At 64.2% G+C, this 332-nt stretch carries 1 protein-coding gene; it reads right to left on the reverse strand.

Going from position 1 to position 332, the window contains the following annotated elements; genetic code table 11:
- Window positions 1-332 (reverse strand): alpha/beta fold hydrolase (locus A3764_RS21465; protein ID WP_150122383.1); only part of this gene is annotated, 332 nt, incomplete at both ends.

Genomic DNA, 332 nt, shown 5'->3' on the forward strand with positions numbered 1-332 from the left:
CAGCCCCGAAAGGCGTTATCCACATTGTCGTGATGCCGCTCCAGCCGGGTCCGCAGATCGCCTTCCTCATACTGGCGGCCCGCCTCACGGATAGCGGCCAGTCCATCCGGCTCGGTGAAAAAATGCGGCGCGATCAGCACAAGGCCCCGCACGCGCATATCCGAAACCGATCCCGCATAGATCGCGCAGATCGTGGCCCCGTCTGAATGGCCGAGCAGGATCGCATCTTCGATACCGAACCTGTCGAGCACCGGCCCCAGTACCTGCGTCGCCTCCCGCGTCATGTAATCGAGCGGGCGGGGCAGTTCGAAAGGGTCGGACCCGCCATAGCC

Source organism: Sulfitobacter sp. HI0129 (assembly GCF_001635395.1).
In the GTDB taxonomy this organism is placed as follows: Bacteria; Pseudomonadota; Alphaproteobacteria; order Rhodobacterales; family Rhodobacteraceae; genus Sulfitobacter.